Origin of the sequence: Streptomyces sp. NPDC099050, assembly GCF_044759865.1 — a bacterium.
Taxonomy (GTDB): domain Bacteria; phylum Actinomycetota; class Actinomycetes; order Streptomycetales; family Streptomycetaceae; genus Streptomyces.
This window is the reverse complement of the sequence record NZ_JBIWAE010000006.1, coordinates 162,056-187,110: the sequence shown is the minus strand read 5'-3', so window position 1 is coordinate 187,110 and position 25,055 is coordinate 162,056. Positions and strand designations below refer to the sequence as shown.

The following is a 25,055-nucleotide window of genomic DNA, read 5'->3' as shown; positions in this document are numbered from 1 at the left end:
CCGCTAGGCGCTCTCGATCACCTGGAGCACGCCGTTGATGATCTGCTGGACGGCGATCGCGGACAGCATCATGCCCGCCAGGCGTGTCACGAGGACCACGCCGCCGTCCTTGATCACGCGGATGATGACGAGCGAGTAGCGCATCACCACCCACAGCACGACGTGCATCGCGACGATCGCGGCCCAGACGGAGAACTGACCGGTGACCCCGTCGGCCTTCTGCACCGCCAGGATCACCGAGACGATCGCGCCGGGCCCGGCGAGCAGCGGCATCCCGAGCGGGACGAGCGCGACGTTCACGTCCTTGGTCTGCTTCGGCTCGTCGGTCTTGCCGGTGAGCAGGTCGAGCGCGATGAGCAGGAGCAGCAGCCCGCCCGCGATCATCAGGGCCGGCACGGAGACGTGCAGGTAGTCGAGGATCTGCTGGCCGCAGATGCCGAAGACGGCGATGACGCCGAAGGCGACGCAGACGGCCTGCCAGGCCATGCGGCGCTGCACCTTGGTGGGGCGGCCGGAGGTCAGCGCGAGGAAGATGGGCGTGATCCCCGGGGGGTCCATAATCACAAAAAGCGTGAGAAAGAGGGATCCGAAGACGGCGAAATCGAGCACAGTGATGCCTTGCAGGAGAGGGGTGTCACGAAGAAAGGGCAGAGGGGGGAGGGAGCGGCGACAGCGGTCAGCCGCGTACGCGTCCACCCGCGCCGGGGACCGGGAACGCCCCGGTGGCACGGCGGGTGATCTCGCCGTAGATCTCGGGGTCGGTCGTGTACTCCCCGAGGCGGCAGGTCTTGCGGCTGCCGTGGTAATCGCTGGACCCGGTGGTCAGCAGACCGAGATCGGCGGCCACGCCGCGCAGGCGCGCGCGGGTGGCGTCGTCGTGGTCCATGTGGTCGACCTCGATGCCGTCGAGGCCGGCCGCCGCGAGGGCGGCTATCGCGCTCTCGGGCACGCAGGTGCCGCGCTTGACGGCGGCGGGGTGGGCGAAGACGGTGACCCCGCCGGCCGCCTTGACCAGGCGGATCGCGTCGAAGGGATCGAGCTCGTGCTTCTCGGCGTACGCGCGGCCGCCGTCGGCGAGCCAGTACGGGGTGAACGCGTCCGACACGGTGGGCACGACACCCAGCTCGACGAGGGCCGCGGCGATGTGCGGACGGCCCACGGAGCCTTCGCCGGCGATCCGGTCCACGTGCTCCCAGGTGATCTCCACGCCGAGGTCCCGCAGCTTGCCCACCATGGCCCGCGCGCGCGGGACGCGGTCGTCGCGCACGAGTTCCCGCTCCCGGAAGAGCTCGGGCTCCTCCGGGTCGAAGAGGTACGCCAGCATGTGCATGCCGATGCCGTCGAGACGGCAGCTCAGCTCCGCGCCGGTCACCAGGGTCAGCCCCGCGGGCAGCGCGGCGACGGCCTCGCGGTATCCGGCGACGGTGTCGTGGTCGGTCAGCGCCACCACGTCGAGCCCCGCACCGGCGGCATTGCGCACCAGCTCGGCGGGGGTGTCCGTACCGTCGGAGGCCGTGGAGTGGGCGTGCAGATCGATGCGCACAGCCGAACTCCAGGGTTCACACGCGGACGGGGGGACACTCCAGGATACCGTCCGCTTTTCCCGCTACGGGCCCACCGGACCGGCCGCGCCGGAGAGCGCGGGACCGGCCGCGCCGGAGACCGCAGGACGGCCCGCACCGGGGACCGCCGGACGGAGTCCGGCGCAGCGCCGCGAAGCCGGGGAGGCCCGCCGGGGCCGAGCCGCGCGAGCGGCGCGTCAAGAGGACAAAATGCGCGGGCTCAGGGCTCCGCACGGCAGCAGCTCGACCTCGGATCCCGCGTCGCGCAGATCGGTCAGCACCAGCTCGTCGTACATCAGCAGGCCCGACTGCTCCGGCCAGACGATCGCCCACAGCCACAGCCCGCGCGCCTCGCCCGCGAAGACGGCCCGGTCCTCGGGGACGCCGGTGACGTGCCAGAGCGGTGTCGGACGCCCGGCGGCGACCACCTTGGTGTGCGGCGGGGCGGAGACGTTCATGAAGGGGCCCGGGTCGGGGGCGTCGAGGCCGGCGAACCGCGCGCCCAGTCCGACGCCCAGCTCCTCGGCGATCAGCAGCAGCTCGCCGAGACCGCCGAGCGGACCGGGACCCGAGCAGGCCACGGCGGTGGCCCGACCGCCACTGCGGTCGTCACCCGCGGAGGCGATCCCGGTGAACAGCCAGCCGACGGGCAGCGGCCAGGGCATCCAGACCGGCACCTGAGCCCGGTTCACCACCACGCCGAGGCCTTCGACGCTCGGCGGGATCACGGGCTGCAAGGGGTGGACGGTACCGTGCACCGCGCACTGCCAGGAGTCGGCGAACAGACCGGGCGCCCTGACCCGGCCACCACACTTCGGGCAACTCGGTTCGCCCCTCATAAGAAGCCACGCTCCTCCCCGCCGCGCGCCCCGTCAAGACGTGCTCACCTGTCCGGGCGACCGGGCGGCGGCCGGATGGTCAGTCCAGTGCGACTGCCGTACGCAGAGGGTCCCGCAGATCCGTGCCGCGCGCGAGCCAGCGTTCCTGGAGGGCGGCCGCGCCGTGGACGCGTTTCCACGCCGCCTCGTTCGCCGTCATCGGCAGGAGGGGGAAGAAGGAAACCGGGTCCATGGGGTCGTCCAGGACGACGTCCTCGACCAGGCCGCCGGGCTCCGCGACGAGCACGGAGGTGAACGGCGCCCCGTCCCACAGGGGTTCACCCACGTCCAGTGAGGCGCCGGGCGCCACGACGAGCCCTTCCACCTGGGGCGACGCCGCCAGTACGGCCAGTGGCCGCAGCAGCTTGTCGGTGGGCGCGAGCCCGCTCCGTACGGTCAGCACCAGCTCCGCGCGCGGGCCGCGCAGCGGGTCCGCGACCACCACCGTGGGGTCGGCCATGGGCTGGGCGGACATGCCGAGGGTCGCGTACCGCACGAGGTCGCCCTCGGTGAAGCGGAGGACTTCGAAACGGTCGGTGCCCAGGAAGGTGACGGCGGCGCGGGCGTCGGGTTCGCCGAGCGCGGCGCGCAGCCGGGCTTCCACAAGGGCCAGAATTTCTGCCATGGAGCGAGCATAGAACTCGTATCAGCCGGGTAAAGAGCGGCTCTTGACCATCCGTCGGCTGATATCGTTGACCGTTGGTCGGGGACGCTCTCAGAAGAGAAGTTTCAGTGCCCCGGCGACAGGACGTCCCCTACGGGGGACCGGCCGGAGGAGGTGGGGCTGCGGTGCATCGAAGTCGATCGCACAGTACGTGCGGTACCTCTCGCTCTTCCACTTCGCCGACGGGCGCGCCGCGCCCCCTTTGATCCGCGCGTCTTTGAATCGACACGCCGGATCGCACGCCGGATCGGTCGAAGAGCGACGGAAGAACTGTGTCCTCCCGTCCTGATCCTTCCGCCTGCCCGCCCGGCCCGCCGACCGCGGTGAGCGTGTCATCCGGAAGGACCTCCCACCCGTACGGTCCGCAGCCGTGCGCGCGAAGGAGCCTGCCATGTCGATGCTGCCCTACCTCCGTGCCGCCGTCCGCCCCGCGCTGCGCAGGTCCACGCCGGCCCAGCCCGGCTACGACACCACCCGGGACCCGTCCGCGAACAGCGCGGTGGTCGACTGCGCCGTCTACCGCGACGGGCGGCGCGGCGGGCGCGCGCGGGGCGCCTCCTGTCTGACGCCCCGCGAGGCGCTGCGCGAGGTCCGCGAGGACGGCGGTTTCGCGTGGATCGGCCTGCACGAGCCGACGGAGGCCGAGTTCGCCGGGATCGCCGCGGTGTTCGGGCTGCACCCGCTCGCGGTGGAGGACGCGGTGCACGCGCACCAGCGGCCGAAGCTGGAGCGCTACGACGACACCCTCTTCACCGTCTTCAAGACGATCCACTACGTCGAGCACGCCGAACTCACCGCCACCAGCGAGGTGGTGGAGACCGGCGAGGTGATGTGCTTCACCGGCCCCGACTTCGTCATCACCGTCCGGCACGGCGGGCACGGCTCCCTCAAGGGCCTGCGCCACCGTCTCCAGGACGACCCGGCGCTCCTCGCCAAGGGCCCCTCCGCCGTCCTGCACTCCCTCGCGGACCACGTGGTCGACGGGTACATCGCCGTCGCCGCGGCCGTGCAGGACGACATCGACGAGGTGGAGAGCGAGGTCTTCGCCGCCCCCGCCAAGGGCAGTGCGCGCGGCGGCGACGCGGGCCGCATCTACCAGCTCAAGCGCGAGGTGCTGGAGTTCAAGCGGGCCGTCTCGCCGCTGCTGCGCCCCATGGAGCTGCTCAGCGAGCGGCCGATGCGGCTGGTGGAGCCCGACATCCAGAAGTACTTCCGCGACGTCGCCGACCACCTGGCCCGGGTGCACGAGCAGGTCGTCGGCTTCGACGAGCTGCTGAACTCCATCCTCCAGGCCAACCTGGCACAGGCGACCGTCGCGCAGAACGAGGACATGCGCAAGATCACTTCCTGGGCGGCGATCATCGCCGTGCCCACGATGATCTGCGGGGTGTACGGGATGAACTTCGAGCACATGCCTGAGCTCCAGTGGCGCTACGGCTATCCGATGGTGATGGCCACCATCGCCGGGACCTGCTTCACCATCCACCGGGCCCTGCGGCGCAACGGCTGGCTCTGAAGGCCACTACTGCCTCCGAGCGCACTGGCTGTGAGCGCACCGGCTGTGAGCGCACCGGCTCCGAGCGCACTGGCTGTGAGGGCCCGGGGACCGCTGGCTACCCTGTGCGCATGACTCTCAGCGCGCTCGATCTGGCCCTCGTCGAGGAGGCCACCAAGAAGTCCGGCCTCATCTGGGTCCGCGGCTCCGGGGCCGACCGCGGCCTGTGGCACGCCTGGGTGGACGGCGCGGCGCACGTGCTCGGCGACGGGCCCGGGGAGCAGCCGTTCCCGGGGCTCGCGGACGGCGCGGCGGCGGAGGTGACCGTGCGCAGCAAGGACAAGGGCGGCCGGCTCGTCGCGTGGACGGCGACCGTACGCGAGCTCGTGCCCGGCAGCGAGCCCTGGGAGGCCGCGGTGGCCGAACTCAAGGGCAAGCGGCTCAACGCGCCCGACTCCGCCGAGATGACCGGGCGCTGGGCGCGGGAGTGCCGGCTGCTGCGCCTGGAGCCGGAGTCGGTCCGGACCGACCTCCCCGAAGGCTCGCTGGCGGCGGCTGCGCTGGGCTCCCCCGCGACGACCCGGCGGCCCATCCCGGCCGGGCTGCCGAAGCTGCTGCTGAAGCGGAAGAAGAGGCCCTAGCCCTGCGGGTTGGCGCCCTGGCCCGAGCCCTGGCCGGAGCCGCCCGCCTGCTCCTTGGTCGTGGGCAGCTCGGACCCGTAGTCCACCGTCTGGTCCGGCGCGGGCGCGGTGAGTTCGACGGGCGCGCCCCATTCCGCGAGGGTCACCCGGCCCGCGCCGCCCGCGCGTTCCATGAGAAGCGGGTAGGGGGTGCCCTCCAGGGAGACCGAGAGCTTGCCGCCCCTGCCCTTGTCCGCCGAGACCTGGACGGCCCGGGTGAGCCCGACCTTGGTGTAGTCCTCGCCCTTGGTGAGCTTCCCCTCGAGTCCGAGCAGCCCGTCGAGCATGACCTGCATGTCGGTGAACCCGCGGAACTGCTTGTAGGAGGGGTCGCCCTCGGGCACCTTGACGAACTTGTCGCCGAGCTTGCCGGCCGCCTCGGACTGGCCCCAGAACGCGGCGCCCGCCTTGAGGTAGAGCTGCTCCCCGACCCGCAGCAGCTGGAAGGTGGTGTCGTCCTGGGACTTCACCTCGCCGGAGCCGCCGTCCGCCCCGAGCCGCATGTCCAGCGTGAAGGACTTGCCCCCGCTGACGAGCGTGCCGGAGAGATGGACCGACTGCGCCCCGGTGGCGGCCGTCTTCGCCTTGTCCTCGATCTGCTCGGCGGACAGCTTCCCGACTCCGTTCGTCCCCTCGTCGGGGTCCGCTCCGCACCCCGTGCCGACGACGGCCAGGCCCGCGCACAGGGCACTGACGAAGGCGGCCCGGCGCAGCCGCGGGGCGGGGAAATAGGCGGTCACGGGCAGGTGCCCCTCTCGTTGCGTCGGCGAGCAGCTGGCAGCGTACCCGCCCGTACGCGGACCCCCGCGCGGCACCCGTACGCAGCTCGTGGGGACGCACGTGCGGAGGCCGCGTGGGCGGTGCGCGGGCGGCCCGGGGGGCCCGCTCGGCCGCCGGGGGGATGCCCGGGCGGACGGCCCCACCAGGAGGTTGCGTGCGGCACGGGCTAACCTGAGGGACGGCAGTACCGGTGATCGACGGATGACGCAGCTCGTAGGAGGCGCTCGGATGGCGGCAGGCGCCCCAAGGATCTTCGTCTCGCATCTCTCGGGTGTGCCCGTCTTCGACCCCAACGGCGACCAGGTGGGACGGGTCCGCGACCTCGTCGCGATGCTCCGTGTCGGCGGCCGGCCGCCCCGGCTGCTCGGCCTGGTGGTCGAGGTGGTCAGCCGGCGCCGGATCTTCCTGCCGATGACCCGCGTGACGGGCGTCGAGTCCGGCCAGGTGATCACCACCGGCGTGGTCAACATGCGGCGCTTCGAGCAGCGCCCCACCGAGCGGCTGATCCTCGGCGAACTGCTGGACCGGCGGGTGCGCCTGGTCGCGGACGACGAGGAGGTCACCGTCCTGGACGTGGCCATCCAGCAGCTGCCGGCCCGGCGCGACTGGGAGATCGACCGGATCTTCGTACGGAAGGGCAAGGCGGGCGCGCTGCGGCGGCGCGGCGAGACCCTGACCGTGGAGTGGTCGGCGGTGACGGGCTTCTCGCTGGAGGAGCACGGGCAGGGCGCCGAGAACCTGGTCGCCACCTTCGAGCAGATGCGCCCCGCGGACGTGGCGAACGTCCTGCACCACCTGACGCCGAAGCGGCGCGCCGAGGTGGCGAGCGCCCTCGACGACGACCGGCTCGCGGACGTCATGGAGGAGCTGCCCGAGGACGAGCAGGTGGAGATCCTCGGGAAGCTGAAGGAGGAGCGCGCGGCCGACGTCCTGGAGGCGATGGACCCGGACGACGCGGCCGACCTGCTCTCCGAGCTGCCGGAGGACGACAAGGAGCGGCTGCTGACGCTGATGCGGCCGGACGACGCCGCCGACGTGCGGCGCCTGCTGTCGTACGAGGAGAACACCGCGGGCGGTCTGATGACCACGGAGCCGATCGTGCTGCGCCCCGACGCGACGGTCGCCGACGCGCTGGCCCGCGTACGGCAGTCGGACCTGTCGCCGGCGCTGGCGGCGCAGGTGTACGTGTGCCGGCCGCCGGACGAGACGCCGACGGGCAAGTACCTGGGCACGGTGCACTTCCAGCGGCTGCTGCGCGATCCGCCGTTCACCCTGGTCAGCTCGATCGTGGACACGGGCCTGGCGCCGCTGCGGCCGGACGCCTCGCTGCCGGTGGTGACCAGCTACCTGGCCGCGTACAACATGGTGGCGGTCCCGGTCGTCGACGAGAGCGGGTCGCTGCTGGGCGCGGTCACCGTGGACGACGTACTGGACCACCTGCTGCCGGACGACTGGCGGGAGACGGACTTCCATTCGGAGGGCCCCGGGGGTCCCGAGGATTCCGAGCGTGCGGAAGGGGCCCTCCGTGGGGACTGATCGGGGGCGCGGCGAGCAGCCGCGCGAGCGGCGCAGGGAGCAGATCCGGGAGCGGCGCGAGCAGGCGCGGGCGCAGGCCCGCGACTACGGGGTGTCGGAGGCGGCCGCCGAGCGGGCGGAACGTTCCTCCTTCGAACGCGGCGAGCGGGCGAAGGCCGGCCAGACGACCGGATCGAGCGCCCTGTCGCGCTCGCGCACCCGGCTCGACCTGCCGCGTCCGGCCCGCCGGCGGCTGCTGCCCGAATACGACCCGGAGGCCTTCGGGCGGCTCTCGGAGCGGGTCGCGCGGTTCCTCGGCACGGGCCGGTTCATCGTCTGGATGACCGTCGTCATCATCATCTGGGTGCTGTGGAACATCTTCGCGCCGGCCGGCCTGCGGTGGGACGAGTACCCCTTCATCTTCCTGACCCTGATGCTGTCGCTCCAGGCCTCCTACGCGGCCCCGCTGATCCTGCTGGCGCAGAACCGCCAGGACGACCGGGACCGGGTCAACCTGGAGCAGGACCGCAAGCAGAACGAGCGCTCGCTGGCCGACACCGAGTACCTGACCCGGGAGATCGCGGCCCTGCGGATGGGTCTGGGCGAGGTCGCCACGCGCGACTGGATCCGGTCCGAGTTCCAGGATCTGATCAAGGAGATGGACGAGCGGCGGCTATTCCCCGCCGAGAGTGACGAAGGCGACCGCTAGCGGGCTTTCCTGAGGCCCGCCACCGCGCCGTACCATCGGGGCATGGCTACCGACACAAGCTCCGCCTCCGCCGCTGCCGTGCCCGAACAGGACGCGATCCTGGACGCGCTGGCGACGGTGAACGACCCCGAGATCCACCGGCCGATCACCGAGCTGGGCATGGTCAAATCGGTGGAGATCGGTGACGGCGGCGAGGTCGCCGTCACCGTGTTCCTGACCGTGTCGGGCTGCCCCATGCGCGAGACCATCACCAACCTGGTCACCGAGGCCGTGCAGCGGGTCCCCGGCGTCACCTCGGTCGCCGTCACGCTGGACGTGATGAGCGACGAGCAGCGCAAGGACCTCGCGGCGACCCTGCGCGGCGGCACCGCCGAGCGCGAGGTCCCCTTCGCCCAGCCCGGCTCCCTGACCCGCGTCTACGCGGTCGCCTCCGGCAAGGGCGGCGTCGGCAAGTCCTCGGTCACCGTGAACCTGGCGGCGGCGATGGCGGCCGACGGCCTCAAGGTCGGCGTGGTCGACGCCGACATCTACGGCCACAGCGTGCCCCGCATGCTCGGGGTGGAGGGCCGCCCCACCCAGGTCGAGAACATGATCATGCCGCCGTCCTCGCACGGCGTGAAGGTCATCTCCATCGGCATGTTCACCCCGGGCAACGCGCCCGTGGTGTGGCGCGGTCCGATGCTGCACCGGGCGCTCCAGCAGTTCCTCGCCGACGTGTACTGGGGCGACCTGGACGTCCTGCTGCTCGACCTGCCGCCGGGCACGGGCGACATCGCGATCTCCGTGGCCCAGCTCGTGCCGAACGCCGAGATCCTCGTCGTGACCACCCCGCAGCAGGCCGCGGCCGAGGTCGCCGAGCGGGCCGGCTCGATCGCCGTGCAGACGCACCAGAAGATCGTCGGCGTCGTGGAGAACATGTCCGGGCTGCCCTGCCCGCACTGCGACGAGATGGTCGACGTGTTCGGCTCCGGCGGTGGCCAGAAGGTCGCCGACGGCCTGACCAAGACGGTCGGCGCGGCGGTGCCGGTGCTCGGCTCGATCCCGATCGACGTCCGCCTGCGCGAGGGCGGCGACGACGGCACCCCGGTGGTCCTGTCCGACCCCGACTCCCCCGCCGGCGCGGCCCTGCGCGCCATCGCGGGCAAGCTCGGCGGCCGTGCGCGCGGCCTGGCGGGCATGTCCCTGGGCATCACCCCGCGCAACAAGTTCTGACAGGTCCGGCACGAAGGAGGGGCCCCCGGCGACGGAATTCCGTCGCCGGGGGCCCCTCCTTCGTGCGTCCCGTCCGTGCGTCCTACTCGTACGCCGCCAGGTCCCCGATCACCGAGAAGCCGATCCCGTACGCGCTCATCCCGCGCCCGTAGGCTCCGAGGTGCACCCCGCTCCCGGTCGATCCGGCCAGGACCCACCCGAACTCCGACTCGCGGTAGTGGAACGGCGTCGGCTCCCCGTCCACCGGCAGCGACAGCGTCGACCAGTCCGGCCCCGCGAGGTCGTCCGCGAGCTCCCACGCCGCCTCGGTCTGCTGGTCGAGCCAGTCGTCGCGCAGGCTGTGGTCCATCTGCCCCGGCCAGCTGTAGGCCAGCAGCCCCGAGCCGGCCAGCCAGGCCGCCGAGGAGACCGAGGTGGCCTCCAGGACGCCGGTGCCGTCGGCGGTGCGCCGCAACGGGTTGCTGGCCACGGTGACGACCACCGCGAAGCGCTCCTTCTCCCCGGTGGCGATCTCGCCGCGGGCGGAGGGCTCGTCCCCGTGACCGGTCGAGCCGTGCTCCACGCTGCCGTCGGCGCCGGCAGCGACCTGCATCAGCCAACGGGGGCCGGTGAAGGCCCCGTCCAGGCCGTACCAGGGGAAGTCCGCCCGCAGGTACCCCTCTGCCGCCCGGCGGGCGGCAGGGACGGGCGGGGCGGCCGCGTCCGGGGACTGCGGAGGGTCCTGCGGCGCGGGCGTCTGCGCCTCGGCGGGCTGCGTGCCTACCCGGCTACTGCGCGTCGTCTCCATCGATACGGCCTCTCGTTCCGTGGGCTCCGGAACGGCCCACCCCCCTCGGGCGTCCTGGATCCGGACTCAAAGGAGGATAGCCACCGGACCGCGGTTCGCCGGGCAGGCGGGCGCGCGCGTGGTCCCGGGTGGCGTCAGGTCGCGTCCGCGTCGAAGCGCGTGAGCTGCTCCTGCGCCGGGTTCGCGGGCTTCTTGACCATGTCCGGTCCGGCGCCCGGCGCGGCGGCGGGGAGGGCGCCGGCGGCGGCCTCGGCCGCGTCGGGCTCCTTGCCGTTGACCGCGTCGGTGACGTCGTTCAGTTCCTTGCGGAGATCGAAGCTGCTCCGGATCTCCTTGAGGTCCTCGTTCTCGGTCAGCTGCTTGCGGATGAAGTTCTTCGGGTTCAGGTCCTCGAAGTCGAAGTCCTTGAACTCCGGGCCGAGCTCGGAGCGGATGTCCTGCTTCGCGCTGTCGGAGAACGCGCGGATCTTCCGGATGACGCCCGTGACGTCCTGGATGACCTTGGGCAGCTTGTCCGGGCCGAAGATGAGAATGGCGAGCACCACGATCGTGACCAGCTCGAGTGCGCCTATGTCGTTGAACACCTTGCCCCGCTCCTCGGCTCTCTTCACGTCAGGCCTGTCACACGGTACCCGGCCGGGTCCGCAGGCCAATACACCAGGACCGGCTGACTTACCGGGCGGGTTCGGCTTTCACCCGCCCGTCATGAACCGTTCGCCGATCCGAGGACCACTTCCAGCGTGCGCTCCCGGCCCTCGCGCAGCACGGTGAGGGTGAGCCGGTCGCCCGGCCGGTGGGCCCGGATCTTGATCACGAGCTCGTCGCCGCCGTGCACCCGTACCCCGTCGACCTTGGTGATCACGTCGCCCGGCCGGATCCCCGCGCGGGCTCCGGGCCCGCCCGCGGGGACGGCCGGCTTCCCGTCCTCGCCCTTCTCGCCCACCCGGGCCCCGTCGCCGGAGTAGTCCATGTCCAGGGTGACGCCGATGACGGGGTGGGTGGCGCGGCCGGTGCGGATCAGCTCCTCGGCCACGCGCTTGCCCTGGTTCACCGGGATGGCGAAGCCGAGGCCGATGCTGCCGCGCTGCTGTCCGGAGCTGTCCTTGCCGTCGCCCCCGCGGATGGCGCTGTTGATGCCGATGACCTGGGCCTTGGCGTCGAGGAGCGGTCCGCCGGAGTTGCCGGGGTTGATGGGGGCGTCGGTCTGGAGGGCGTCGACGTAGCTGACGTCGCTGCCGTCGCCCTTGTCGCCGCCCGCGGTGATGGGGCGGCCGGTGGCGCTGATGATTCCGGCGGTGACCGTGTTGGAGAGGTCGAAGGGGGCCCCGATGGCCACCACCGGGTCTCCGACCTTGACGTTCTCGGAGTTGCCGAGCGCCAGCGGCCGCAGGCCCCGTACCCCGTCGACCTTGACGACGGCCAGGTCGTAGCCGGTGTCACCGCCGACCAGCTCGGCGGAAACGCTCTCGCCGGTGCTGAAGGTGACCGTTATGGTCCGGGCCCCGTTGACCACGTGGTGGTTGGTGAGGATGTGGCCCTGCCCGTCGAGGACGAAGCCGGTGCCGGTCGAACTGCTCTCCGCGCCGTTGACGTGCAGGGTGACCACGCCGGGCAGGGCGGTGGCGGCGATCCCGGCCACGCTGTCGGGAGCGCGGCCGCGGTCGGCGGGGGCCGCCTGCGGGAGTTCGAGGCGGGTGCCGGCCTGACGCTCGGCGAGGACGCCGGCGTAGCCGCCGATGCCGCCGGCCAAGAGGGCGATTCCGAGGGCGAGGAGGACGCTCTGGCGCAGCCGCGGCCGGCGGGGGCCCGTCCTGCCGTGGTCCACCGTCTGGAGCGGCCGCGCACCCCACGGGTCGTACCGCGGCTCGTGCGCCGCCTCCGGCACGGTCGGCGCGGGCGGTACGGGTTCCCCGTGCGCGGCGACCGGCTGCGCGGGCCGGCTCCACCACTGGGGCACCGGCGCGGGGGCCGGGTCCGGTTGCGGGGGCGCCACCGGATCCGGATCGGCGTGGGACGCGGCCCGGGGCGGCGGTACGGAAGCCTCGTGCCCGCCGGCGGGCGCCGCGGGCCGGCTCCACCACCGGGGCAGCGGGGCGGGGACCGGATCCGCCGCCGGATCGGTCTGCTGACTGTCGGACATGGGCGCTCCCCGCCTACCTGTCGGTCTCCGCCGGCCGCCCGGGGCGGCGTATCTGGCGGAGATTCAACCAGGTCGCCCGTGCCGCCCGCCCCCGCGGGCCGAAAGCACGGGCACCCAAGCGGTACCGGACGCACGCGGCGCACCGAGCACACCGGACGGCCGACCCGGACACGGCCCGGGACCGGACCCGGCGGCTACCGGTACAGGGAGACCGGGCGGGCGGAGGCCGATGCGGTCGGGCGGGACGGTGCCGGGGGCGCGAGGGGGTTGACCGGGTGGAGCGTCGGGATGGCGCCCGGCTTAGGCAGCCGGTTCTCCCGGACCACCGCGTCGAACACCGGGACGACGGGTCCCGGACGCGCGGCCGGAGCCTCGCCCCGGGCATTGGGCTCGACCGCCTCGATCGGCAGCGAGCCGCCCAGCGCGATCGCGGCGAGCGAGACCGCTCCGGCGGCCACGAAGGCGAAGCGGCGCCGCTGCCGGCCCACCTCGTGTATCCGGAAGCCCTGCTGCTGCGGCGCGGCGGCGGCGGGGGGCGCGTAGCCGAAGGACGGGAAGGGGTCGCCGCCCATCGACGGACCGAAGGGGCCGGCAGGCCCTGAAGGCCCGGTCGGGCCCTCGGGGCCGCCTCCGGGCAGCCCCTGCAACCGCGCCAGCAGCCCGGCCGACAGCGGGGGCGGCGCGCTCTCCACGAACATGGTCTTCAGACGACGCTGCGCATCGGCCTCGGCCTTGCACTTGGCACACGTCGCCAGGTGCGCCAGGACCCGCTCGCGCACGTCGTGGCTCAACTCCCCGTCCACGAGGGCGGCGAGCCGGTCGCCCAGGTGGTGTTCGGCGGACGAAGGGGAGGACGGACTGATCCCGCTCACTCGGCTCCGCCCTCTCCCCCGGCGCCGGGGGCGCCCACCGCCACACCGGCCAGCGCGCGCTGCTCCGCACGGGCCTCGGGAGACCGGTGCTTGAGCGCCTTGCGCAGGTGGGAACGGCCTCGGTGGATACGGCTGCGCACGGTGCCGAGCTTCACGCCGAGCGTGGCGGCGATCTCCTCGTACGACAGGCCCTCGATGTCGCAGAGCACCACGGCCGCGCGGAACTCGGGCGCGAGGGTGTCCAGCGCCTGCTGCACGTCGGCGTCGAAGTGGGTGTCGTGCAGCACCTGCTGCGGGGACGGCTCACGGCTCGGCAGCCGCTCGGCGGCGTCGTCGGCGAGGGCGTCGAAACGGATCCGCTGCTTGCGGCGGACCATGTCGAGGAAGAGGTTCGTGGTGATCCGGTGCAGCCAGCCCTCGAACGTGCCGGGCGTGTACGTGGACAGCGAGCGGAAGACGCGGACGAACACTTCCTGCGTCAGGTCCTCGGCATCGTGCTGGTTGCCCGTCAGCCTGTAGGCGAGGCGGTAGACCCGCGCACTGTGCGTGCTGACGATCTCCTCCCACGAGGGAGGGGTCCACGCCTGGGAGCCCGCATCGGCGGCGAACGTCGCGGTGGTTGCGGTGTCTACGGTGCGGAAACGGTCAGCAATGTTGGTCACGGATTTCGGCTCACCGGCCGACCAGAGAAGGCGTCGGAGGACACCCCCACGATCCACAGGCGCAGCCGCACCTCCCCTGTCGGCTCTGGTGGTGTCCAGCGGAATCCCTACCATAGCCACCCCTCCCGTCAGCTCTGGATAAGCATTTTTGCAGTAACTTTGCACGGGCTCGGGGCCCCAGGCCGCTCTTGCGTCTCTACTGCTCTCAACGCCCGGTCCCATCTGCGGGTTCCCGACTCCAGCGGATACAGTCACCGTTGCGCCAACTATGGGGACAGGAGAGGGTCATTACCGGCAACCGGCAGACGAGCTGGGCGTTCGCCGACGCGTTTGTCGCCGAAGACGACGCTCTGCGATGGGCCCGCGACCGGTCCAGGGAAGCGGGACTGCGTTCCGTCTCCCCCGGCACCGGGGCAGCGCTGCGCCTGCTCGCCGCCACGGCGGACGCCAAGTCGGTCGCCGAGATCGGCACCGGAACCGGCGTGTCCGGCATCCACCTCCTGCACGGAATGCGTGCGGACGGGGTCCTGACCACGGTGGATCCCGAAGCGGACCGGCAGGCCTTCGCCCGCCAGGCCTTCCGCGCGGCCGGCTTCGCGGGCAACCGCGCCCGCTTCATCCCGGGCCGCGCCCTGGACGTACTGCCCCGGCTGGCCGACGGCGGATACGACCTCGTCTTCTGCGACGGGGACCCGTCCGAGTCCCTCGACTACCTCGCTGAATCGTTGCGCCTGCTCCGCCCCGGCGGACTCGTCTGCTTCGAGGGAGTCTTCTCGGACGGCCGTACGGTCGACTCCGCGGCCCAGCCGGTGGAAGTGCTCCGCGTCCGCGAACTGCTGCGCAGCGTCCGCGAGAGCCCGGCCCTGGAGGCCGCCCTGCTCCCGGTGGGCGACGGCCTGCTGTGCGCGGTCCGGCGCTGAGCCCAGCGGGTCTGCGGCTTCAGCGGTTCAGCGGTTCAGCGGTTCAGCGCAGCAGCGCGAAGGTCAGCGCGGCCGTACCGCCCAAGGCGGTGCCGGCGATGAGCTGCGCCGTGGTGTGCGCCTTCAGGACCAGCCGGGACCATCCCACGCCGACGGCGATCAGTACGGCGGGGAGCACCACCGGGCCGAAGACCAGCAGCAGGACCATCACGGTGCCGCCGGCCACCGACATGTGGATGGATATCTGCCAGCCGACCGTCACCAGCAGCGAGGAGACGAGGCCGACCAGCATCGCGACGACGAGCGCGAAGACCTCGGCCGGGGCGCCGAGCACGCGCAGGAGGGTGATCCCGGCGACGACCGAGACCAGGCTCAGCCCCATCGGGACGACCCGCTGACGCCGGACCCGGATGTGCTGGTCGGTCAGCGCCCCGCGCCGGACCCCGAGCAGCACGATCCCGATCGGGACCACTCCGCAGAACAGGGCGGCGAGCAGCCCCCAGCCGAGACCGGACCACGAACCCGTGCTGTGCCAGCCGATGAGCAGGAGCTGGGCCACCACCAGGTTCGCCGGCGCCAGGGCCTCCGTGAGGACCCGGGCCGCCCTCTCGCGGGGCGTGCAGTCCGCGAAGGCCGGCGGAACGGGCGGGGAGAAGGTCACGGCGCGGCTCCGGCGATCACGATGTCGGTCAGGGTCACGGTCACGGGTGCGGGTACGGGTGCGGGTACGGGTGCGGGTACACAACACTGCCCCGGCCGCTTGGTGCGGCCGGGGCAGTGCAGAGAATGCAGCGAAAGTACTGTCAGCGTCCCTGGGGGATCAGCCGACGACCTTCTTCAGGGCGTCACCCAGGGCGTCCGCCTCGTCCGGAGTCAGCTCGACGACGAGCCGACCGCCGCCCTCGAGCGGTACGCGCATGACGATGCCCCGCCCCTCCTTGGTGACCTCGAGCGGGCCGTCGCCCGTCCGCGGCTTCATGGCCGCCATGCTCGTTCCCCTTCCTGAAACCAGTTCATCGTCAGCCGACGGCCCCATTCAGGCGCCTAGTACCCGGCATCGAACACATTGCTTCCAGGCCATTATCCCGCATGTCAGGACCCGATGACCAACATCGGCTGGGAACGCTTGTGCAACGCGCTTGACCAAAACCACTCATTTCGGGGACACGCCTGCGATACTTCGCCGCCGCGGCACGACTCTGCCCTTCCGTTTATTTGACGCACATCACATGTGCGACCCCGGTCCGGTCCGCCATGCTGACCTTTGCACCGGCCGGTACCGGCCGGTAGCCAGCCCGCGACGAAGGGGGACCCCCGCCATGGCCGACAGCGTGCTCTACGAAGTGACCGACGGACTCGCGACCATCACGATCAACCGTCCCGAGGCCATGAACGCCATGAACACCGAGGCCAAGGTCGCCCTGCGCGACGCGGCCCGGGCGGCGGCCGCGGATCCGGCCGTACGAGCGGTCCTGCTCACCGCGGCCGGCAACCGGGCGTTCTGCGTGGGCCAAGACCTCAAGGAGCACGTCGGGTTCCTGGCGGCCGACCGGGAGCACGGCTCCTCGCTGACCATGAACACGGTCGCGGAGCACTACAACCCGATCGTCCGGGCGCTGACGGAGATGCCGAAGCCGGTGGTCGCGGGCGTCAACGGCGTCGCGGCGGGGGCGGGCTTCGGATTCGCCCTGGCGGCGGACTTCCGCGTGGTCGCGGACACCGCCTCCTTCAACACCTCCTTCGCGGGGGTCGCCCTGACGGCCGACTCGGGCGTCTCGTGGACGCTGCCCCGCCTGATCGGCGGCTCGCGCGCCTCCGACCTGCTGCTCTTCCCCCGGTCGGTGAAGGCCCAAGAGGCGCTGGAGCTGGGCATCGCGAACCGCGTCGTCCCCTCGGACGAGCTGGCGGCCGAGGCGCTGGCCGTGGCCCGGCGGCTCGCCGAGGGCCCGACGGTCGCCTACGCGGCGCTGAAGGAGTCCCTGGCGTACGGGGCCTCGCGGTCGCTCGAAGACGCGCTGGACCGGGAGGACGTGCTCCAGGCCCGGGCAGGGGCCTCCGCGGACCACGGCATCGCCGTGGAAGCCTTCCTCGCGAAGCAGGCCCCCCGCTACCTGGGCCGCTAGCGGCTCCCCCCGGGCGGATACGCGCACCGCTGCCCGGGGGCGGGTGCCGCTGCCCGGGGCGAGGTCCCCTACCCGCCCTTCGCCCGTTCCCCGGGGCTCCGCCCCGGACCCCGCGGGCTGGCCCCCGGGAACGGGTCCGGGCGGAGCCCGGCTGGGGGTCCCCCCGGACGGAGTCCGGGGGGTGACGGACGGGCGGGTAGGGGAACTCTCCCCGCAGGGCCACCCCCGCCGCCGCACCCTGACCGCTCAGGCCGGGAGAGGCCCGGTCAGGGCAGGTCGCGGGCCGTGCACCGGGCCAGGTGGTCGTTGACGAGGCCGCAGGCTTGCATCAGCGCGTAGGCCGTCGTGGGGCCCACGAAGCGGATGCCGGCCTTCTTGAGGGCCTTGGCCAGGGCCGTGGACTCCGGGGTCACCGCCGGGATCTCGGTGGTGCTCTTCGGGGCCCGCCCCGACGCCGGGGCGTGGGACCAGACGAGGGAGTCCAGTTCGCCCTCCCCCCACCCGGCCAGGGTCTTCGCGTTGGCGAGGGTCGCCTCGATCTTGGCCCGGTTGCGGATGATCCCCTCGTCGGCGAGGAGCCGGTCCACGTCCGCCGCCCCGAACTCCGCCACCTTGGCGATCTCGAAGCCCGCGAAGGCCGCCCGGAACCCCTCGCGCCGGCGCAGGATCGTCAGCCAGGACAGCCCCGACTGGAAGGCCTCCAGGCACAGCCGCTCGTACAGCGCGTCGTCCCCGTGGACCGGCCGGCCCCACTCCGTGTCGTGGTAAGCGATGTAGTCCTCGGTGGCCAGCCCCCAGGGGCACCGCAGACCCCCGTCGGGACCCGCGAGCACTCCGCTCACCGCCCGTCGCCCTTGATCAGGTCCACGGCGCCCTCGGCGGGCCCGGCCGCGGGCGCGGGCGCCGCCGCCGCGGTGAGCTCGGCGATGCGGGCGTCGCGTTCCGCCAGCTCCGCCGCCAGCCGCTCCAGTACGTCGTCCACGTCGGACATCCGGTAGCCCCGCGGGGCCACGGGCAGCCGCAGCTCGTCGATGTCCGCCCGTACGACGGGCCGGTTCTCCGGCAGGGCGTCGGACAGCCGGTCCGGCTCGGCATCCGGCAGCACGGCCTCGGACCCCCCGCCGGCCACCGCGAGGGTGACTCCCGCGACGACCACGACCAGCGCGATGAGCAAGAACGCGAACACGATCAACTCCCCTGAGAGACTCCGGCCACCAGGTTAAGGTCGCAGGCGAGGCGCGAGGGTCGCCGAAGGAGGAAAGAGCGGGATGCTGCGACTGGGCAGGCGCGAGTTCGACGACCACGAGCCGGTGATCATGGCCATCGTGAACCGGACTCCGGACTCCTTCTACGACCAGGGAGCAACCTTCCGCGACGAGCCGGCCCTGGACCGGGTCGAGCAGGCGGTGGCCGAGGGCGCCGCGATCATCGACATCGGCGGGGTGAAGGCCGGTCCCGGCGAGCACGTGGACGCGGTGGAGGAGGCCCGGCGCACGGTGGGCTTCGTCGCCGATGTCCGCCGCCGCCACCCCGACGTGGTGATCAGTGTCGACACGTGGCGGCACGAGGTCGGCGAGGCGGTCTGCGAGGCCGGAGCCGATCTGCTGAACGACGCGTGGGGCGGGGTCGACCCCAAGCTCGCGGAGGTCGCGGCGCGATACGGCGCGGGCATCGTGTGCACGCACGCGGGCGGGGTGGAGCCGCGGACCCGGCCGCACCGGACCGCGTACGAGGACGTGATGGAGGACATCCTCCGCGTCACGGTCGGCCTCGCCGAGCGCGCGGCGGCGCTGGGCGTCCCCCGCGAGTCGATCATGATCGACCCGGGCCACGACTTCGGGAAGAACACCCGCCACTCCCTGGAGGCCACCCGCCGCCTCTCGGAGATGACGGAGACGGGCTGGCCGGTCCTGGTCTCCCTCTCCAACAAGGACTTCGTCGGCGAGACCCTCGACAAGCCGGTCAAGGAGCGCCTCCTGGGCACCCTGGCCACGACGGCCGTCTCGGCCTGGCTGGGCGCCCAGGTCTACCGCGTCCACGAAGTCGCGGAGACCAAACAGATCCTGGACATGGTCCGATCGATCCAGGGCCACCGACCCCCGGCGGTCGCCCGCCGGGGGCTCGCCTGACCCCCCAGGACCACCCTCCCCCGACGGCCGGAGGCCGGCGCAGCCGCACGAAGCCGGTGAGGCGCCCCGGCGCCGAACCGCGCGAGCGCGGCCTGCAGAAGGAGCTCCTGGACATGGTCCGATCGATCCAGGGCCACCGACCCCCGGCGGTCGCCCGCCGGGGGCTGGCGTAGCGGTCGGCGGCTCCTACAGGCCGACTTCCTTCGTCACGAGCGCGATCGCCTCGTCCACGTCGTCGGTGACGTGGAAGAGGTAGAGGTCCTTCTCCGAGGCCTTGCCCTGGGCGATGACCGTGTTCTTCAGCCAGTCGATGAGCCCGCTCCAGTACGCCGTGCCGAACAGAACGATCGGGAAGCGGGTGATCTTCTGCGTCTGGACCAGGGTCAGGGCCTCGAACATCTCGTCGAGGGTGCCGAGCCCGCCCGGCAGGACCACGAAGCCCTGGCTGTACTTCACGAACATCGTCTTGCGGACGAAGAAGTAGCGGAAGTTCAGCCCGAGGTCGACGTGCTCGTTGAGCCCCTGCTCGAAGGGCAGCTCGATGCCCAGGCCGACCGAGAGGCCGCCCGCCTCGCGCGCGCCCTTGTTGGCCGCCTCCATCGCGCCCGGGCCGCCGCCCGTGATCACCGCGAAGCCGGCCTCCACGAGCGCGCCGCCGATCCGCACGCCCGCCTCGTACTCCGGCGAGCCCGCCGGCGTCCGGGCGGAGCCGAACACGCTGATCGCCGGCGGCAGCTCCGCCAGCGTGCCGAAGCCCTCGATGAACTCCGACTGGATGCGCAGGACCCGCCACGGATCGGTGTGCACCCACTCGGAGGGCCCGGCCGAATCCAGCAGCCGCTGGTCCGTCGTACTGCCGGCCTGCACCTGGCCCCGCCTCCTCAGCACCGGCCCGAGCTGCTGCTCCTCGGGCCGACGACGAGCGGACCCTTCAGGGTTGCCCATGATGTGCTCCCTCCTGCTGATCGTTGGATCAGGTTAGGCGCACCGGGGTGACGACCAACGGAACTCGACGAGTTACTGGCGTGGCCGGAAAGACTCATCGGGCGAACAGGCACTCGACAACTCGCTGAAACCGGTGAGGAACGAGCGACCGACACACAGACTCACGTCCGAGCTCATAGCTTCACGTTCCATGAAGCTGGTGGTCCAGGTGAAGCTCTTGCCGACGTCCTCACAGGCGTTGGCACTGGCCTCGACCCTGCATGCCTGCAACCAGGCGGCTTCATGGGTGGCGGAGTCGGCCTTCGAGCAGAAAGCCTTCCGGAACTTCGATCTCCGGAAGCGCACCTACAGCGAGGTCAAGGCACGTTGGGGTCTCGGCGCGCAGGCTGCCCAGCACGTGATCAAAAAGGTTGCCGACGCGTACACCGCGCTCATCGCGAACTCACGGGCGGGCAACCTCGGCCGACCCGGCTCCGCCCGACACCGCCGCGCGACGGAGAAACCGCTCGTCTTCCGTCCGACAGCCGCTCAGCCCTACGACGACGCCGCGGTGAATCGGACCTGATCCACCGCGACGGTTCGTGGCACCTCTCCGCCACCTGCGAGGTACCGGAAGCCCTTCCGAACGCGCGGCCCACGGACTTCCTCGGCGTGGACCTCGGCATCTCCAACATCGCCACGACGAGCGACGGCGAGATCATGGCCGGGCGGCGACTCAACCGGCTGCGGAAACGTGACCGGGACGTCCGCACCAAACTTCAGCGCAAGGGAACAAAATCCGCCATGCGGCGCATCCAGCGCAGGCGCCGCAAGGAAGCTCCGCGCACGCGCGCGGATGCTGTGGCGAAGCGGGGCCGACTCAACGGCCCCAGCCGTCCCGCACCAGCGAGACGGCCGGACGCGGACGGCCACGTCACAACCAGTGAGGGGCCGTAACGCAAGCCCTACCGCCCAGGCGGCGGGGTGCTGAGCCAGGCGCGGAGTCGTTCCTCGCAGTGGAGGATCGCCTTCGTTTCCACTCGCTCGTCGGCCTTGTGGGCCAGGAGGGCGTCGCCCGGGCCGTAGTTGACCGCCGGGACGCCGAGTGCGCTGAAGCGGGAGACGTCCGTCCAGCCGAACTTCGGCATGGCGTGTCCGCCGACGGCCTCCATGAAGGCCGCCGCCGCGGGGTGGGAGAGGCCGGGGAGGGCGCCGGGAGAGAGGTCGTCGATCACGAACTCGTCGATGTCGCAGTCCGCGAAGACCTCGCGGACGTGGGCGATCGCCTCGTCCGTGGTGCGGTCGGGGGCGAAGCGGAAGTTGACCGTGACGGTGCACTCGTGCGGGATGACGTTGTTGGCGACGCCGCCGTCGATGCGGACCGCGTTGAGGCCCTCGTGGTACTCCAGGCCGTCGATCACGGGCTTGCGGGGCTCGTACGCCGCCAGCGTGGCCAGGATCGGGCTCGCCGCGTGGATGGCGTTGGAGCCCATCCAGCTGCGCGCGGAGTGGGCGCGCTCGCCGGACGTGCGGAGCAGGACGCGCAGGGTGCCCTGGCAGCCGCCCTCGACCTCGGCGTTGGAGGGTTCGAGGAGGACGGCGAAGTCGCCGGTCAGCCAGTCGGGGTGGGCTTCGGCGACCTTGCCGAGGCCGTTGAGGTCGGCGGCGACCTCTTCCTGGTCGTAGAAGACGAAGGTGAGGTCCCGGTTCGGCTCGGGGACGGTGGCCGCGATGCGCAGCTGTACGGCGACGCCCGATTTCATGTCGGTGGTGCCGCATCCCCACAGGACGTCGTTCTCGTCGAGGCGGGAGGGCACGTTGTCGGCGATCGGCACGGTGTCGAGGTGCCCGGCGAGTACGACGCGTTCGGCGCGGCCCAGGTGGGTGCGCGCGACGACGTTGTTGCCGATGCGGTCCACGGTCAGGTGCGGCAGGCCGCGCAAGGCGTGTTCCACGAGGTCGGCGAGTACCTTCTCGTCGCCGCTCACGGAGGGGATGTCGACGAGCCGGGCGGTCAGCTCGGCGGCGTCCAGGGTGAGGTCCAGCTCGGATTCGGACATGGAGCTGACCCTAACGCCCCGGACTGCGGCGAAGCCTTGTCCGTCCGGCCGATGGACGCGTCATATGGCTCAAGTACGGTGGGCGGCGTGCCGCAGACCGATCGCTCCCGCCCCCGCCGCCGCCGGCGCCCGCTCCGCTGGGCCGCGGGCTTCCTGGTGCTGGTCGCGGTCGTCGGGTACTTCGTCGTGCAGCGCGCGTCGAACGACAACGGCGGGGTGCCCTACTGCACGGCTTCGGCCGACGGGAAGAGCGGTGGGAAGGGCGGCGCGAAGGCTTCCGGCCAGTTCGACGAGATGTCTCCCGACCAGGCGGCGAACGCGGCGACGATAGCCGCCGTCGGGGTCTCCAAGGGGATGCCCGACCGGGCCGTGACGATCGCGCTGGCGACCGCGATGCAGGAGTCGGCCCTGCGCAACCTCGACCACGGCGACCGCGATTCGCTGGGCCTGTTCCAGCAGCGGCCCTCGCAGGGCTGGGGCACGCCGGACCAGATCATGGACCCCGTCTACTCGGCCGGGATCTTCTACGACCGGCTGGCCGAGATCAAGGGGTACTCGCGGCTGCCGCTGACGGTGGCGGCGCAGAAGGTACAGCTGAGCGGCTTCCCGCAGGCCTACGCGAAGCACGAGCCGGACGCCACCGTGCTGACCGCGGCCTTCACCGGCGCCGGCCACCTGACCTGTACCGGGCCCGCGCCCGTCCGGGCGGGCGATCCGGCGAAGGTCCGGGCGGAGCTGACCCGGCTGCTCGGCGAGAACCCCCTGTACGCGCTGCCGCCCGCCGGCGGCCCGCCCGGGGAGGGCGCGGAGTCCGAGGTGACCCTGGTGGCGAAGCCCGGCGGCGGGGATCCGGCGGCCCGGACCGGCCGGGTGCTCGCGCAGTGGGCGGTGGCCGGCTCCCGCGAGCTGGGGATCACGCGGGTCTCGTACGGCGGCAAGTCCTGGGTCGCGGGCAAGGACGGCGACCGCTGGCGGGAGCGGGGCGCCGCGGGCGGCGCGAACGGCGCCGGGGATCCCGCCGCCGCGGATCCGGGCCAGGTACGGATCTTCGTGCGCGGCTGATCCGCGCGAGCGGCCGATCCGCGTGCACGGCCGATCCGCGTGCGGCCCCCGGTCCGTGCACGCACGATGTCCCGTGTTGTCCGGGTGGACGGGCGTACGGGCCGTAGCCCGTTCGGGGGTGACCCGTACGGCGGACACGGGGGTTCCGGAGGGCGCACAACCGCAGGTCGGCGCGTGTTCCGAGCGGTCGGACCGGAAGCCGATTAAACGATCCGTTACTGATCCTTTACCCACCGGCTCCGCAACTCGCGCCCCCCTGCGAGCGGTTGTCACGGCGTACTCAGCCGCTACCGCTTAGGAGCAACATGTCCCCCTCCCTGACCCGTCGGATCGCCCGTGCCGCGCTGCTGCTGGCAGCCGGGGCAGCGCCCGTGGTCGGTGCGGCCGGCACGGCCAGCGCCGCGGGCCTGGAGTCCGTGCCGCAGCTGGGCGCGCTCACCGCGCCGGACGCGACGGTCGCCGCCGCGGGCGACACCGCCGCCTCCACCCTTCCGGCCCCCGCCCCCGCCGATGAGGTGACCGGCGCCGCGGGCAGCCTGCTGGCGGGGCTGCCGCTCGCCGGTGGCGGGCTGCCGGGCGGTCTCCCGACCGGCGCCCCCGCCGGTCTCCCGGGCGGGCTGCCCGGCCTCGGCTAGCAGCCGGCGGTCTTCGCCACGAACGCCGAGGGGCCCGGGAGCACGAACTCCCGGGCCCCTCGGGCTGTCCTGCGGCTACGGAGCCAGCCGCTTGGCCGCCGCCTCGACGCGCTCGTCCGTGGCCGTGAAGGCGACGCGGACGAAGTGCGCGCCCGCCTCGCCGTAGAAGTCGCCCGGTGCGACCAGGATGCCCAGGCCGGCCAGGTGGGCGACCGTGTCCCAGCAGGGCTCGTCCCGGGTGACCCACAGGTAGAGGCTGGCCTCGCTGTGCTCGACGCGGAAGCCGTGGGCCTCCAGGGCCGTGCGCAGGGCCGCGCGGCGGGCCGCGTAGCGCACCCGCTGCTCCTCGACGTGCGCGTCGTCGCCCAGGGCCGCGACCGTGGCCGCCTGTACGGGGGCCGGGGTCATCATGCCGCCGTGCTTGCGGATCTGGAGCAGCTCGCCCAGGACTTCGGCGTCACCGGCGACGAAGGCCGCCCGGTAGCCGGCCAGGTTGGACCGCTTGGAGAGCGAGTGGACGGCGACGATTCCCTCGTAGGAGCCCCCGCAGACCTCGTCGTGCAGGACGGAGACGGGTTCGGCCTCCCAGCCGAGTTCCAGGTAGCACTCGTCGCTGAAGATGAGGATCCCGTGCTCGCGCGCCCAGGCCACGATCCGTACGAGTTCCTCCTTGGGGAGGACCTTTCCGGTGGGGTTGGACGGGGAGTTGAGCCACAGCAGCTTCACGCGGGCCGGGTCGAGATCGGTGGTGGGGTCGCCGTAGACCACCGGCTCGGCGCCGCACAGCCGCGCGCCGACCTCGTACGTCGGGTAGGCGAGCCGGGGGTACGCCACCTGGTCGCCGGCGCCGAGGCCCAGCTGGGTGGGCAGCCAGGCCACCAGCTCCTTGGAGCCGACGACCGGCAGGACGTTGCGGTGCCCGGCGCCGCTCGCGCCGAGGCGGCCGCGCACCCATCCGGTGATCGCGTCGCGCAGGGCGGGGGTGCCCCACACCGTCGGGTAGCCCGGGGAGTCCGCTGCCTCGATCAGGGCGCGCTGGATCAGTTCCGGCACCGGGTCGACGGGGGTGCCGACGGAGAGGTCGACGATGCCGTCCGGGTGGGCCGCCGCCGTCGCCTTGTACGGCTCCAGCTTGTCCCAGGGGAAGACGGGGAGACGGGCTGATACTGCGGCCACGCTGTGCTCTCGCTTTCCGGGCATTACGCGCTTTCCAGGAGGTCTTCGTTGTGCTGTCGAAAGGGCCAAA

27 protein-coding genes and 1 pseudogene are annotated in these 25,055 nt (G+C 72.5%); 11 read left to right on the top strand and 17 right to left on the bottom strand.

What is annotated here, in order from left to right:
• Window positions 1-3: 3 nt before the first annotated feature.
• The 4 genes from ACIQV3_RS12980 to ACIQV3_RS12965 all read right to left on the bottom strand — a co-directional run bounded on the left by ACIQV3_RS12980 (window position 4) and on the right by ACIQV3_RS12965 (window position 3,065).
• Complete coding sequence (locus ACIQV3_RS12980; RefSeq protein ID WP_403712460.1) at window positions 4-609, bottom strand: MarC family protein; 606 nt, start codon at window positions 607-609, stop codon at window positions 4-6.
• A gap of 67 nt (window positions 610-676) precedes the next feature.
• Window positions 677-1,543 carry a PHP domain-containing protein gene (locus tag ACIQV3_RS12975; protein WP_403712459.1) on the bottom strand — a complete coding sequence of 289 codons (867 nt, stop codon included), beginning with the start codon at window positions 1,541-1,543 and terminating at the stop codon, window positions 677-679.
• Window positions 1,544-1,759: 216 nt separating this feature from the next.
• Entirely contained in the window at window positions 1,760-2,401 is a 642-nt protein-coding gene (locus ACIQV3_RS12970; protein ID WP_403712458.1) for a DUF6758 family protein, read from the bottom strand.
• A gap of 79 nt (window positions 2,402-2,480) precedes the next feature.
• Complete coding sequence (locus ACIQV3_RS12965; RefSeq protein WP_403712457.1) at window positions 2,481-3,065, bottom strand: suppressor of fused domain protein; 585 nt, start codon at window positions 3,063-3,065, stop codon at window positions 2,481-2,483.
• A gap of 430 nt (window positions 3,066-3,495) precedes the next feature.
• Here ACIQV3_RS12965 and ACIQV3_RS12960 point away from each other — a divergent pair, with 430 nt between their 5' ends.
• Together ACIQV3_RS12960 and ACIQV3_RS12955 are read left to right on the top strand one after the other, a co-directional pair.
• Window positions 3,496-4,620 carry a magnesium and cobalt transport protein CorA gene (locus tag ACIQV3_RS12960; protein WP_403712456.1) on the top strand — a complete coding sequence of 375 codons (1,125 nt, stop codon included), beginning with the start codon at window positions 3,496-3,498 and terminating at the stop codon, window positions 4,618-4,620.
• A gap of 110 nt (window positions 4,621-4,730) precedes the next feature.
• The gene (locus ACIQV3_RS12955) at window positions 4,731-5,240 is read left to right on the top strand and encodes a hypothetical protein (RefSeq protein WP_403712455.1); all 510 of its coding nucleotides are present in this window, start codon (window positions 4,731-4,733) and stop codon (window positions 5,238-5,240) included.
• On the opposite strand, the gene ACIQV3_RS12950 is transcribed toward ACIQV3_RS12955, so the two are convergent.
• Window positions 5,237-6,019, bottom strand: coding sequence for a hypothetical protein (locus ACIQV3_RS12950; protein WP_403712454.1), 783 nt, complete (start codon window positions 6,017-6,019; stop codon window positions 5,237-5,239). The two genes, ACIQV3_RS12955 and ACIQV3_RS12950, sit on opposite strands and share 4 nt — an antisense overlap.
• A 268-nt stretch (window positions 6,020-6,287) precedes the next feature.
• Here ACIQV3_RS12950 and ACIQV3_RS12945 point away from each other — a divergent pair, with 268 nt between their 5' ends.
• The 3 genes from ACIQV3_RS12945 (at window position 6,288) to ACIQV3_RS12935 (ending at window position 9,495) form a co-directional block, all read left to right on the top strand.
• Window positions 6,288-7,595, top strand: coding sequence for a magnesium transporter MgtE N-terminal domain-containing protein (locus ACIQV3_RS12945; protein WP_403712453.1), 1,308 nt, complete (start codon window positions 6,288-6,290; stop codon window positions 7,593-7,595).
• Between the two features lie 91 nt (window positions 7,596-7,686).
• A complete protein-coding gene (locus ACIQV3_RS12940; RefSeq protein WP_403712609.1) occupies window positions 7,687-8,283 on the top strand; it encodes a DUF1003 domain-containing protein in 597 nt (198 codons plus the stop codon).
• A 42-nt stretch (window positions 8,284-8,325) separates the two neighbouring features.
• The gene (locus ACIQV3_RS12935; RefSeq protein WP_266904798.1) at window positions 8,326-9,495 is read left to right on the top strand and encodes an Mrp/NBP35 family ATP-binding protein; all 1,170 of its coding nucleotides are present in this window, start codon (window positions 8,326-8,328) and stop codon (window positions 9,493-9,495) included.
• 82 nt (window positions 9,496-9,577) lie between these two features.
• Here the strand turns inward: ACIQV3_RS12935 and ACIQV3_RS12930 are convergent, their stop codons facing one another.
• From ACIQV3_RS12930 to sigE, 5 genes are all read right to left on the bottom strand, one after another.
• Window positions 9,578-10,282, bottom strand: a complete 705-nt coding sequence (locus ACIQV3_RS12930; protein ID WP_403712452.1) for a hypothetical protein — start codon at window positions 10,280-10,282, stop codon at window positions 9,578-9,580.
• Between the two features lie 134 nt (window positions 10,283-10,416).
• On the bottom strand, window positions 10,417-10,866 hold the full coding sequence (locus ACIQV3_RS12925) for a sec-independent translocase (protein ID WP_403712608.1): 450 nt from the start codon (window positions 10,864-10,866) through the stop codon (window positions 10,417-10,419).
• A 119-nt stretch (window positions 10,867-10,985) separates the two neighbouring features.
• Window positions 10,986-12,422 carry a trypsin-like peptidase domain-containing protein gene (locus tag ACIQV3_RS12920; RefSeq protein WP_403712451.1) on the bottom strand — a complete coding sequence of 479 codons (1,437 nt, stop codon included), beginning with the start codon at window positions 12,420-12,422 and terminating at the stop codon, window positions 10,986-10,988.
• A gap of 194 nt (window positions 12,423-12,616) precedes the next feature.
• Window positions 12,617-13,294, bottom strand: coding sequence for an anti-sigma factor family protein (locus ACIQV3_RS12915; RefSeq protein ID WP_403712450.1), 678 nt, complete (start codon window positions 13,292-13,294; stop codon window positions 12,617-12,619).
• On the bottom strand, window positions 13,291-14,070 hold the full coding sequence (gene sigE, locus ACIQV3_RS12910) for an RNA polymerase sigma factor SigE (RefSeq protein WP_403712449.1): 780 nt from the start codon (window positions 14,068-14,070) through the stop codon (window positions 13,291-13,293). The genes ACIQV3_RS12915 and sigE overlap by 4 nt, the downstream gene beginning before the upstream one ends.
• Before the next feature lie 143 nt (window positions 14,071-14,213).
• Here sigE and ACIQV3_RS12905 point away from each other — a divergent pair, with 143 nt between their 5' ends.
• Entirely contained in the window at window positions 14,214-14,876 is a 663-nt protein-coding gene (locus ACIQV3_RS12905) for an O-methyltransferase (protein WP_403712448.1), read from the top strand.
• A 43-nt stretch (window positions 14,877-14,919) separates the two neighbouring features.
• On the opposite strand, the gene ACIQV3_RS12900 is transcribed toward ACIQV3_RS12905, so the two are convergent.
• Window positions 14,920-15,537 carry a hypothetical protein gene (locus ACIQV3_RS12900; protein ID WP_403712447.1) on the bottom strand — a complete coding sequence of 206 codons (618 nt, stop codon included), beginning with the start codon at window positions 15,535-15,537 and terminating at the stop codon, window positions 14,920-14,922.
• A 159-nt stretch (window positions 15,538-15,696) separates the two neighbouring features.
• A complete protein-coding gene (locus ACIQV3_RS12895) occupies window positions 15,697-15,864 on the bottom strand; it encodes a DUF3117 domain-containing protein (RefSeq protein ID WP_003966491.1) in 168 nt (55 codons plus the stop codon).
• A 331-nt stretch (window positions 15,865-16,195) separates the two neighbouring features.
• Here ACIQV3_RS12895 and ACIQV3_RS12890 point away from each other — a divergent pair, with 331 nt between their 5' ends.
• Complete coding sequence (locus ACIQV3_RS12890) at window positions 16,196-16,999, top strand: enoyl-CoA hydratase/isomerase family protein (protein ID WP_403712446.1); 804 nt, start codon at window positions 16,196-16,198, stop codon at window positions 16,997-16,999.
• Window positions 17,000-17,265: 266 nt separating this feature from the next.
• On the opposite strand, the gene ACIQV3_RS12885 is transcribed toward ACIQV3_RS12890, so the two are convergent.
• On the bottom strand, window positions 17,266-17,841 hold the full coding sequence (locus ACIQV3_RS12885) for a DNA-3-methyladenine glycosylase I (RefSeq protein ID WP_403712445.1): 576 nt from the start codon (window positions 17,839-17,841) through the stop codon (window positions 17,266-17,268).
• On the bottom strand, window positions 17,838-18,191 hold the full coding sequence (locus ACIQV3_RS12880) for a DivIVA domain-containing protein (protein ID WP_403712444.1): 354 nt from the start codon (window positions 18,189-18,191) through the stop codon (window positions 17,838-17,840). Before ACIQV3_RS12880 ends, ACIQV3_RS12885 begins: the two co-directional genes overlap by 4 nt.
• A gap of 76 nt (window positions 18,192-18,267) precedes the next feature.
• Here ACIQV3_RS12880 and folP point away from each other — a divergent pair, with 76 nt between their 5' ends.
• Window positions 18,268-19,128 carry a dihydropteroate synthase gene (gene folP, locus ACIQV3_RS12875; protein ID WP_403712443.1) on the top strand — a complete coding sequence of 287 codons (861 nt, stop codon included), beginning with the start codon at window positions 18,268-18,270 and terminating at the stop codon, window positions 19,126-19,128.
• 186 nt (window positions 19,129-19,314) lie between these two features.
• On the opposite strand, the gene ACIQV3_RS12870 is transcribed toward folP, so the two are convergent.
• Complete coding sequence (locus ACIQV3_RS12870; protein ID WP_403712442.1) at window positions 19,315-20,073, bottom strand: TIGR00730 family Rossman fold protein; 759 nt, start codon at window positions 20,071-20,073, stop codon at window positions 19,315-19,317.
• A 190-nt stretch (window positions 20,074-20,263) separates the two neighbouring features.
• Here ACIQV3_RS12870 and ACIQV3_RS12865 point away from each other — a divergent pair.
• Window positions 20,264-20,904: pseudogene (locus ACIQV3_RS12865) on the top strand (transposase); the annotation flags it as partial.
• 113 nt (window positions 20,905-21,017) lie between these two features.
• On the opposite strand, the gene dapE reads toward ACIQV3_RS12865, so the two are convergent.
• Window positions 21,018-22,112 (bottom strand): succinyl-diaminopimelate desuccinylase, encoded by a 1,095-nt coding sequence (gene dapE / locus ACIQV3_RS12860; protein ID WP_403712441.1) that lies wholly within the window; start codon window positions 22,110-22,112, stop codon window positions 21,018-21,020.
• A 78-nt stretch (window positions 22,113-22,190) separates the two neighbouring features.
• Between dapE and ACIQV3_RS12855 the strand changes: the two genes are divergently transcribed.
• Both ACIQV3_RS12855 and ACIQV3_RS12850 read left to right on the top strand, forming a co-directional pair.
• Window positions 22,191-23,174: a hypothetical protein gene (locus ACIQV3_RS12855; RefSeq protein WP_403712607.1), complete on the top strand. Its 984-nt coding sequence runs from the start codon at window positions 22,191-22,193 to the stop codon at window positions 23,172-23,174.
• 305 nt (window positions 23,175-23,479) lie between these two features.
• A complete protein-coding gene (locus ACIQV3_RS12850; RefSeq protein WP_403712440.1) occupies window positions 23,480-23,809 on the top strand; it encodes an ATP-binding protein in 330 nt (109 codons plus the stop codon).
• Window positions 23,810-23,884: 75 nt separating this feature from the next.
• Here ACIQV3_RS12850 and dapC read toward each other — a convergent pair whose 3' ends face one another.
• Window positions 23,885-24,985 (bottom strand): succinyldiaminopimelate transaminase, encoded by a 1,101-nt coding sequence (dapC, locus tag ACIQV3_RS12845; RefSeq protein ID WP_403712439.1) that lies wholly within the window; start codon window positions 24,983-24,985, stop codon window positions 23,885-23,887.
• Between the last annotated feature and the right edge of the window lie 70 nt (window positions 24,986-25,055).